Here is an 8,803-nt window from a genome sequence, read left to right on the forward strand (position 1 = left end):
CTGACCATCACCGCGGCCCAGGCGTCGGCCGACATCAAGCCGCTTATCAACAATTATGAATACACCTCCGGCATCCTGACCACGCACGACACCTTCGCCCAGACCTATGGCTATTTCGAAATGAGGGCCGACCTGCCGGAAAACACCGGCGCCTGGCCGGCCTTCTGGCTGCTGCCGGAAGACGGCTCGTGGCCGCCGGAATTGGACGTCGTGGAAATGTATGGCCAAAGTCCGAACTCGCTTCTGATGACCGCGCACACGAATGAGACGGGAACCCACACCAAGGTCGGATCGACGGTGAATGTCTCCGACACCGACGGCTTTCACACCTACGGCCTGCTGTGGACGCCGGACAAGCTGGTCTGGACCTATGACGGCGTGCAGGTCGCGGAGGCGGCAACGCCATCCGACATGAACAAGCCCATGTACATGCTGGTTGATCTCGCGATCGGCGGTCAGGCCGGCGCGCCGCCGGACCATCTCGCCACGCCGGCTCAGATGAAGATCGACTATATCCACGCCTATACGCTGGACTATTTGCAGCAGAGCCATTTGAACGTCACGGGCGAGCACGCGGTCTAGGCGTCCGTGCGCATGTCTCAGGACCATGCTCCTCGCGCGAATGCGGGCACGACCAGGCAGTCAAGCCTGCGACCGGTGTTCAGGCGCGCCATCGCCGATGTCGGCATCTTCTCGTTACTGATCAACATCCTGCTGCTAGTGATCCCGCTCTACCTGCTGCAGGTCTATGACCGCGTCCTGCCGTCCTCGAGCGTCGAGACGCTGCTCTACCTTTCGGCGATCGCGGTGATCGCGCTCGCCTTTCTCGGCTTCCTCGACGCGGTGCGGGCCATCTACGCGCAGCGCGTCGCGGCGACGGTCGATGGCAGGCTGGGGGCGACGACATTCGCCGCCGCGCTAGGCGCCAGATATGCTGGCGGCTTGTCGCCGCTGCGCGACCTTGCCTCGGCCTGCGCCTTCATCAGGTCGCGCGGCGTGGCAGTGCTGTTCGACCTGCCCTTCGCTCCCGTCTTCCTCGCTCTGCTCTATCTCATCCATCCCGTCCTGTTCTGGCTGACACTCGCCGGCGCCGTGCTGTTGCTTCTCCTGGTGGTGGCCAACCAGCTTGCCATCGGCAGGAACGATGCCTTGTCGGCGGGGCGTTCGGCCGTCGCCGCCCAAGCGGAACAAGCCTTCGCCCGCAATGCCGACACGCTGCGCGCCATGGGCATGGTCGAGAACGCCGCACGGGTCTGGGGACGGCATGTGGCTGACGCGCTTGTCCTGCATGACCGCTCGGCGAGCGCCAACGCGATCTTCAGCGGCGCCTCACGGGCGCTGCGCATGATGCTGCAGCTCGCGATACTCGGCGCCGGCGCATGGCTGGTGCTCGAAGGGCAGATGACGGCCGGCATGATCTTCGCCTCCTCGCTGGTCTCGTCGCGTGCGCTGCAGCCGCTCGACCAGCTGATCGGATCCTGGCGGCAGATCGTCGACGCCAGGCGGGCGTGGAAGCGGCTGGAGACCGCGCTTGCGGCACATCCGGCGAAAGCGCGGAAGCTGTCCCTGCCGGATCCTTCCGGCGCGATTTCCGTGCAGGATCTTTTCTTCATCGCGCCGAACGCTCCGTTCGGCACGGAGCCTATCCTCAAGCGGCTGAATTTCGCGATCGCCGCGGGCGAAGCGGTGGCGATCGTCGGCCCGAGCGGCGCCGGCAAATCGACGCTCGCTCGATTGCTTGTCGGCGCGGCTCGACCGACCGGCGGCCTGGTGCGGATCGACGGGGCCGACGTCAAGACCTGGGACGAAAACCAGCTTGGCAGGCATATCGGCTATCTCGCGCAGGAGGTGGAGCTCTTTCCTGGACCGATCGCGGACAACGTCGCCCGCTTCGACCCTGAAGCGGACGACGCCGCGATCATCGAGGCGGCAAGGCGCGCCGAGGCGCATGATCTGATTCTGGCGCTGCGCGATGGCTACCAGACCATGGTCGGTCCCTCGGATAGGACGCTGTCGGGCGGCGAGCGACAGCGGATCGGGCTGGCGCGCGCCTTCTACGGCAATCCGCGGATCCTCGTGCTGGACGAGCCCAGCACCCATCTCGACGGCAGCGGCGAGATGGCGCTCGAAGCGGTGCTTTCGGCTGCGAAAGCCGCCGGCGTCACGACGATCGTGATCACGCATCGCCCATCGATCGCCGCGGCCTGCGACCGCGTGATGCTTTTGCGCGGTGGCGTGATCGAAGCCTTCGGTCCGAGCGGCGAGGTGTTGCGCCAGTCGTCGGTGGCCAAGGGTCTGCCTGCACAGCAGGGCACCGTGGTGACGGGCTCGTTCGCGCAGACGATGCGCGCACACGGCACCCGCTTCGGATCGTAAGTCGATGACAGCCGAGAGCCTCACCTTCGACGGCCATCCGCGCACCGACTTCCGGCGTGTGGCGCTGGCCGGGTATGGGGCAATCGCAATCTTCGCGGGCTGCTTCGGCTACTGGGCGATGAGCGCGCCGCTGTCCGGCGCGGTGATCACGCAAGGCACGATATCGGCCACTGGCGGCAACATCTTGATCCAGCAGCCCGAGGGCGGCATCATCCAGCAACTGCTCGTCCGTGAGGGCGACCGCGTGCGGCAGGGCCAGGACCTCATCCTCCTCGACCGGACGGCGGCGCAAGCCGACCTCAACCGGCTGACCAGGCAGTCGATCGCGCTCAAGGCAAGCGCGGCGCGCCTCGAAGCCGAGCGCGACGGACTGGACAGGCTTGCGCCGATCACCGACGCAGCGCCGGCGCCGTTCCAGCAGGATTTCGAAAATCTTGTCCGGGAACAGCAGAAGGTATTCGACGCCAGGCTCGCGCGCTTCCACTCCGAACAGTCGATCATGGCGCAGCGGGTCGCCATGCACCGCGAGTCGGTCGTGGGCCTGAACGCCCAGAAACTCGCCATCGAGCAGCAGGCCGATGTCGTGAAGAAGGAGCTCGGCATCAAGACCAGCCTGCTGGACAAGGGCCTCACCAACCGCACCGAATACTCGCAGCTTCTGCGCTCTGAGGCCGATCTCGTCGGCCAGGCCGGCGCGTTGGAGGCAAACCTCGCCGCGGCCAACTCCCAGATCGTCGAGGCGCAGGTGCAGGTCGAGCGGCTGACCACGCAGCGCGTGGAAGAAGCGCTGACCAGGCTCGACGAGGTCCGCACCAACCTCGCCGACATCAAGGAGCGCATCAGGGCGGCCGAAGCGGTGCTTCGGCGCACCACGATCAAGGCGCCGGCCGCCGGCATCGTGGTGTCGTCGACCTATAATTCCATGGGCAGCGTGATCGCGCCGGGCGAAAAGATCATGGAGATCCTGCCGACGGCATCGGGCCTCAACGTCGATGCCAAGCTCAGGCCGAAGGACATCGACCAGGTGAGCGTCGGCCAGCCGGCAAAGCTCAGGCTGTCGGCGCTCAACATGCGCCTGACGCCGGAGGTGTCGGCGACGGTGAGCGAAATCTCCGCCGACCGCCTGATCGACCAGACCACGCGCGAACCCTATTTCCGCGCCAGGCTTAAGATTGCCGACGCCCTGCCGCCCGGCGTGAAAGCCGACCAGCTTTACCCGGGAACGCCGGTCGAGGCGTTCATCAACACCGGCAATCGCACCTTCTTCGAGTATCTCGCACGGCCGATGCTCGATTCCTTCGCGCGTGCTTTCACGGAGCGATAGGCCTTGCTGACCGCACGATTCATCATCGTGCCTCCATCACCGGATCGGTACGGCGGACGTTTCCAGAAGGCCCGCTGCCTGATTATTGAAAGTGGTGCCCCTAGCCGGGATCGAACCAGCACTCCTTGCGGAACTCGATTTTGAGTCGAGCGCGTCTACCAATTCCGCCATAGGGGCTCAGGCCGGGCGGCCTGGATGGGCGCGGACTATACGGTTGCGGGCCTGTTCGTCAACTGGCGAGTTTCCCGATCAGCTTCACGCCCGCGACCAATCTTCACCTTTCGGTTTCGTGAAGGTGCTGCCATTGTGCGGCGCGGAAAATCTTTCTAGACAAGCGGCGCGTCGCTGCATGTCGCGCAAAACGACATGCGTGGACAGTGCAGGAAGGGCGGCGCAATCACAGGAGAGCCGATGCTTCGCGGACTTTACGACTGGACGCTCTCGCTGGCAGCCCGCAAATCCGCCGAATGGTGGCTGGCCTTCATCGCCTTCGTCGAGAGTTCCGTGTTCCTGGTGCCGGCGGACGTGCTCTATCTGCCGATGGCGCTGTCGAAGCCGGAGCGCGCCTACCGCTACGCGCTGATCGCCACCGCCGCTTCGGTGCTCGGCGGCGTCTTCGGCTGGTTCATCGGCCACTACGCCTATGAGGCGGTGGCCAAGCCGATCCTCGAATTCTATGGCAAATACGACGAGTTCGAAGCGCTGCGCACGTCGTCCGGCATCGGCTTCATCATCCTGATGCTGATCACCTCGGGCGCCGCTCATTTGCCGCCGATCAAGGTGGTGACGATCCTGTCGGGCGTCATCGGCGTCAATCTGCTGCTCTTCATCGGCCTTGCCATCGTGGCGCGCGGCGCTCGTTTCCTGCTGCTGGCCTGGCTGCTGCGCCGCTATGGTGAATCGATCAAGGAGTTCATCGAGAAGCGCCTCGGCATGATCGTCGGCGCCGGCGCCGCTGCCCTTATTTTGCTCTATATCCTCGTCAGATACGCCCACGCATAGCGACCACGCAAACGGACCACCTTCGATGACAGCGACCATGAATGCCGACACCGGACGCCAGCGGACGCGCGCCGCCCTGTTCCTCGCCGTCGCCATGGCCGCCACCGTCGGCTCGGCGCTCGCCTTCCAGTACATTGGCGGCTACATCCCCTGTCACCTCTGCCTGGAGCAGCGCACGCCCTATTACGTCGGCGCGCCACTGATGCTGTTGGCGGCGATCGCCTCGCTGCTCAAGGCGCCGGCCTGTCTAACGCGAGGCCTGCTCGCCGTCGGCGGCCTCTTGATGCTCTACGGCCTCTATCTCGGCGTCTACCACTCCGGCGTCGAATGGGCTTGGTGGCCGGGCCCGGCCGACTGCACCGCCGGCGCCGGCCCGGTCGACACCGGCGGCAAGGGCGTGCTCGACGCGCTCGACAAGTTCGTGCCGCCCTCCTGCGACAAGGCGGCGCTGCGCATCCTCGGCCTGTCGCTGGCCGGCTGGAACGCCATCGCCAGCTTCATCCTCGCCGCCGTCGCCTTCCGCAGCGCCCTTTCGCGCGACTGACCGCGTGATCTGGCGACGCAGAGTTCGTCCAGAAATTCGCCAGCCCGGATTGGCTGGCGCGGCTTTCGAGAACCGGGACTGAGCGTACCTAAGTACGTGAGCACCGGAAGCGCAGAAAGCTGCGGCAGACGACCGGGCTCGCGGATTTCTGCCGAACTCTACGGTTCCAGTTCGACGTCCCAGTACAGATAATCCATCCAGCTTTCATGCAGATGGTTGGGCGGGAACAGGCGGCCGTTGTTGTGCAGGTCGTGCACCGTCGGCTGATAGGGCTTTTGCAGCGGCCACATCTTGGCGTGCGCCGGCATCATGCCGCCCTTCCTGAGGTTGCAGGGTGAGCAGGCGGCGACCACGTTCTCCCAGGTCGTCGCGCCGCCGCGATGGCGCGGGATGACATGGTCGAAGGTCAGGTCGTCAGGCGTGCCGCAATACTGGCATTGGAAGCGGTCGCGCAGGAAGACGTTGAAGCGGGTGAAGGCCGGATGCCTTGACGGCTTCACATAGGCCTTCAGGCTGACGACGCTGGGCAGCTTCATCGAGAAGGTCGGCGACGATACGGCATGCTCGTACTCGGCGACGATGTTGACCCTCTCGAGGAACACCGCCTTGATGGCATCCTGCCATGACCAGAGCGACAGCGGGTAATAGCTGAGCGGACGGTAGTCCGCGTTCAGCACCAGTGCTGGAAGCCCATCCGGAGATACGGCAACCGTCACGTCGTTGACCTCCTTGGCTCCGCGCATGACCCCGAAAATCGAACGATTTTCGGAAAGGATCATGCGCAACTTCAAAAGTCTTACGGCGTCTTTTGAGCATCCAACCGGATGCACGGCGCCGTAACCGATCGGCGCGGATACTGTAAGCCCGACATGACAGGGATGTGAAGCGGATTGTCGCGCGCCCGAAATGTCAAAAACGCATGATTTTAGGGCTTTTTTACGGATTTACGCCGGTGGCGCGGCGTCCCTCCCCCGCGTTTCACGATAATAGGCCCAGAAAAGCCGCGACGCGACACCTCGCCACGGGCTCCATGATTCGGCGAGGCGGATAAGCGTTTTCTCAGGCGGACGCGGGTCGATGCCCAGCGCATGGCCGACCGCGCTCTGCAGCGCGACGTCCCGCGCCGGGAAGACGTCGGGATGGCCGGCGGCGAACAGCAGGTAGCATTGCGCCGTCCACGGACCGATGCCCGGCACCGCCGTCATCGCCGCGATCGCCTCATCGGCATCGAGCCGGCAGAGACGGTGCAGGTCGAGCCCCTCGACCACGGCGCCGGCGACGGCGAGCAGGCCGCGCTGCTTCGGCCGCGACAGCCCGGCCTCGCGAAAAATGTCCTCGCCAGCGGCCAACACCGCTTCCGGCGTCAGCGGGTCGAGCAGCCTGGTCAGCCGGCCGAAGATCGCATCGGCGCTGGCGCGCGACACCTGCTGCGAGACGATGATCGAGGCCAGGCTCCTGAAGCCCGGCTCGGAGAGCCTGAGCGGCACATCGCCCGCCATGCCGCGCACCGTCTCCAGCCGCGGGTCGATGCGGCAGAGCGCGTCGAGGCCCCGCGCGATGTCGTCGACACTGGCGATGCGCTGCATGTTTGCTTGTTCCCAGGACGCGCACGAAGTGGCAATTGATGGCCGTGCAAAGTAGCAACCGGCGAAAGCGCCGCACAACCCGATTGCCGCCAAAGAGATGACGCTGCTGACATTCCGCTTCGCGCCGAGCCCGAACGGCGACCTGCATCTCGGCCATGCCTATTCGGCGCTGCTCAACCAGAAACTGGCATCGGCGGCGGGCGGCCGCCTGCTGCTGCGCATCGAGGACATCGACACCACGCGCTGCACGCCGGAATTCGAAGCCGGCATCTATCGCGACCTGGAATGGCTGGAGCTGGCGTGGGAACAACCGGTGCGCCGCCAGTCCGAGCACTTCGCCGAATACCAGGCGGTGCTCGACCGGCTGATTGGGGAAGAGCTCGTCTATCCCGCCTTTATGAGCCGTGGCGAGATCAGGGCCCATATCGCCGGGAGCGACAAGCGCGGCCGCGACTGGCCGCGCGATCCCGACGGCGTGCCGCTCTATCCCGCCATGGACAAGGCCTTGCCGATCAGGGAACGGAAGCGACGGATCGCCGAGAACCTGCCCTTCGCCTGGCGGCTGGATATCGAAAAGTCGATGGCGTGCGTTTCCGCCGACCTGTCATGGACCGAATTCAGTGACGACACACTCGGCGGCACGCGGCGCATCGAGGCGCGGCCGCAGGACTGGGGCGACGTGATCGTGGCAAGGCGCGACATCCCAACGAGCTATCACCTCGCCGTGGTCGTCGACGACGCGCTGCAAGGCATCAGCCATGTCGTGCGCGGCCAGGACCTGTTCCTGGCGACCGGCGTTCAGCGCCTTCTGCAGGACCTGCTCGGCCTGCCGCAGCCGGCCTATTTCCACCACCCGTTGATCCTCGGCCCGGACGGCCGCAAGCTGTCGAAGAGCCTCGGCGATACCGGCCTCGCCGCGCTCAGGCAGGCCGGCGCCTCGCCGGACGATGTCCGGCGGCTGGTCGGCCTTTAGGATTCCTCGAACTGGGTATGCTGAGATTCAGGTCAGGCCGAGTCGAGAATGGCGGGTTCCGAGAATCGGAGCGGAGCGTACTTCAAGTACGTGAGCACCGGAAGCGCAGGAAACCGCCATTCGCAGGCCGGCCTCACCTGAATATCGGCGTACCCATCACCAGCGCGCCAGGCCTGCCTTGATCAGCGCCATGCCGCTGATGAAGGTAAAGGCGCCGCCCAGGCCGCAGGCAACCGCCAGCTTGAGGTCCCTGAGGCTGATGCCGTGCTCGTTGGCGACCATGATCGCGACGAAGAAGCCAAGCGTGAACAGGAGCGTGTTGCCGGTCGAGCCGAAACCGTCCTCCTGCATGATGGCGTCGAGCGCGGTGCCGAAGAAGAAGCCGAAGACCGCGACGGTCGCAACCGTCATCAGCAGCCAGCTTGTGTCGAGATGCAAAAGCATGCCTGCCCATGGCGCGCTGAACGCCATGCCCCTGATCCAACGGCAGCTATCGGCTGTCGTGGCGCCCTGTGTTGAATTCGAGTGAGCTTATGGATCAATCGTTTCGTTTTGATTGCCGGATTGAACGGCATTAGAGCAATCGCGCTAGTTACCTCTTCACCCAAGCGACAGGCCCCCCGGACATGCACAGCATCAAGCGGTTCATCCCCGCCTCTTTCGTCGTCCTGTGGGCGACCGGCTTCATTGGCGCGCGCTATGCCATGCCCTGGGCAGAGCCTTTCACCTTCCTGGCCGCGCGCTTCGTCCTGGCCGCCATCCTGCTCGCCGTTCTCACGACCGTGCTCGGCTCCAGGAAAGCCTCCCGCGCGGAGGCCTGCCACGCCGCGGTTGCCGGCCTGCTGATGCATGGCGTCTATCTCGGCGCCGTGTTCTGGGCGATCCACAGGGGGATGCCCGCCGGCTTCTCGGCGCTGATCGTCGGCCTGCAGCCACTGATCACGGCGGTGCTTGCCGGCAAGTTCCTCGGCGCCGCGATCCTGCCCAGCCATTGGATC

The 8,803-nt window shown here is 65.3% G+C and carries 10 protein-coding genes and 1 tRNA gene; 7 read left to right on the top strand and 4 right to left on the bottom strand.

From position 1 onward, the window contains the following. The 3 genes from EN781_RS17580 to EN781_RS17590 all read left to right on the top strand — a co-directional run. Positions 1-582, top strand: a 582-nt coding sequence (locus EN781_RS17580; RefSeq protein WP_145965537.1) for a glycoside hydrolase family 16 protein, incomplete at its 5' end; no start/stop codon positions are given. A 75-nt stretch (positions 583-657) separates the two neighbouring features. Next, positions 658-2,376 (top strand): type I secretion system permease/ATPase, encoded by a 1,719-nt coding sequence (locus tag EN781_RS17585; protein WP_245492606.1) that lies wholly within the window; start codon positions 658-660, stop codon positions 2,374-2,376. Positions 2,377-2,380: 4 nt separating this feature from the next. Further along, entirely contained in the window at positions 2,381-3,700 is a 1,320-nt protein-coding gene (locus EN781_RS17590; protein ID WP_127400183.1) for an HlyD family type I secretion periplasmic adaptor subunit, read from the top strand. A gap of 92 nt (positions 3,701-3,792) precedes the next feature. On the opposite strand, the gene EN781_RS17595 is transcribed toward EN781_RS17590, so the two are convergent. Next, positions 3,793-3,877 (bottom strand) — tRNA-Leu (locus EN781_RS17595). Between the two features lie 234 nt (positions 3,878-4,111). On the opposite strand from EN781_RS17595, the gene EN781_RS17600 reads away from it, so the two are divergent. Beyond that, positions 4,112-4,702 carry a YqaA family protein gene (locus EN781_RS17600; protein WP_126058124.1) on the top strand — a complete coding sequence of 197 codons (591 nt, stop codon included), beginning with the start codon at positions 4,112-4,114 and terminating at the stop codon, positions 4,700-4,702. Positions 4,703-4,727: 25 nt separating this feature from the next. Then, the gene (locus EN781_RS17605; RefSeq protein ID WP_126058123.1) at positions 4,728-5,246 is read left to right on the top strand and encodes a disulfide bond formation protein B; all 519 of its coding nucleotides are present in this window, start codon (positions 4,728-4,730) and stop codon (positions 5,244-5,246) included. A gap of 158 nt (positions 5,247-5,404) precedes the next feature. Here the strand turns inward: EN781_RS17605 and EN781_RS17610 are convergent, their stop codons facing one another. Both EN781_RS17610 and EN781_RS17615 read right to left on the bottom strand, forming a co-directional pair. Further along, positions 5,405-5,962 (bottom strand): HNH endonuclease, encoded by a 558-nt coding sequence (locus EN781_RS17610; protein WP_023677956.1) that lies wholly within the window; start codon positions 5,960-5,962, stop codon positions 5,405-5,407. 228 nt (positions 5,963-6,190) lie between these two features. After that, the gene (locus EN781_RS17615; RefSeq protein ID WP_126058122.1) at positions 6,191-6,832 is read right to left on the bottom strand and encodes a DNA-3-methyladenine glycosylase; all 642 of its coding nucleotides are present in this window, start codon (positions 6,830-6,832) and stop codon (positions 6,191-6,193) included. A gap of 97 nt (positions 6,833-6,929) precedes the next feature. Here EN781_RS17615 and gluQRS point away from each other — a divergent pair, with 97 nt between their 5' ends. Next, positions 6,930-7,805, top strand: coding sequence for a tRNA glutamyl-Q(34) synthetase GluQRS (gluQRS, locus tag EN781_RS17620; RefSeq protein WP_126058121.1), 876 nt, complete (start codon positions 6,930-6,932; stop codon positions 7,803-7,805). A gap of 156 nt (positions 7,806-7,961) precedes the next feature. Here gluQRS and EN781_RS17625 read toward each other — a convergent pair whose 3' ends face one another. Next, positions 7,962-8,276 carry a hypothetical protein gene (locus EN781_RS17625; RefSeq protein WP_245455368.1) on the bottom strand — a complete coding sequence of 105 codons (315 nt, stop codon included), beginning with the start codon at positions 8,274-8,276 and terminating at the stop codon, positions 7,962-7,964. Between the two features lie 155 nt (positions 8,277-8,431). On the opposite strand from EN781_RS17625, the gene EN781_RS17630 reads away from it, so the two are divergent. Next, on the top strand, positions 8,432-8,803 hold a 372-nt coding region (locus EN781_RS17630; RefSeq protein WP_145965538.1), incomplete at its 3' end, for an EamA family transporter.

Source organism: Mesorhizobium sp. M4A.F.Ca.ET.090.04.2.1, assembly GCF_003999085.1.
Taxonomy (GTDB): domain Bacteria; phylum Pseudomonadota; class Alphaproteobacteria; order Rhizobiales; family Rhizobiaceae; genus Mesorhizobium.

Coding starts and splice junctions, on each gene's coding strand:
- EN781_RS17590 (WP_127400183.1), top strand. CDS start 2,381: ATGACAGCCGAGAGCCTCACCTTCGACGGCCATCCGCGCACCGACTTC.
- EN781_RS17600 (WP_126058124.1), top strand. CDS start 4,112: ATGCTTCGCGGACTTTACGACTGGACGCTCTCGCTGGCAGCCCGCAAA.
- EN781_RS17605 (WP_126058123.1), top strand. CDS start 4,728: ATGACAGCGACCATGAATGCCGACACCGGACGCCAGCGGACGCGCGCC.
- EN781_RS17615 (WP_126058122.1), bottom strand. CDS start 6,832: ATGCAGCGCATCGCCAGTGTCGACGACATCGCGCGGGGCCTCGACGCG.
- gluQRS (WP_126058121.1), top strand. CDS start 6,930: ATGACGCTGCTGACATTCCGCTTCGCGCCGAGCCCGAACGGCGACCTG.
- EN781_RS17625 (WP_245455368.1), bottom strand. CDS start 8,276: ATGGCGTTCAGCGCGCCATGGGCAGGCATGCTTTTGCATCTCGACACA.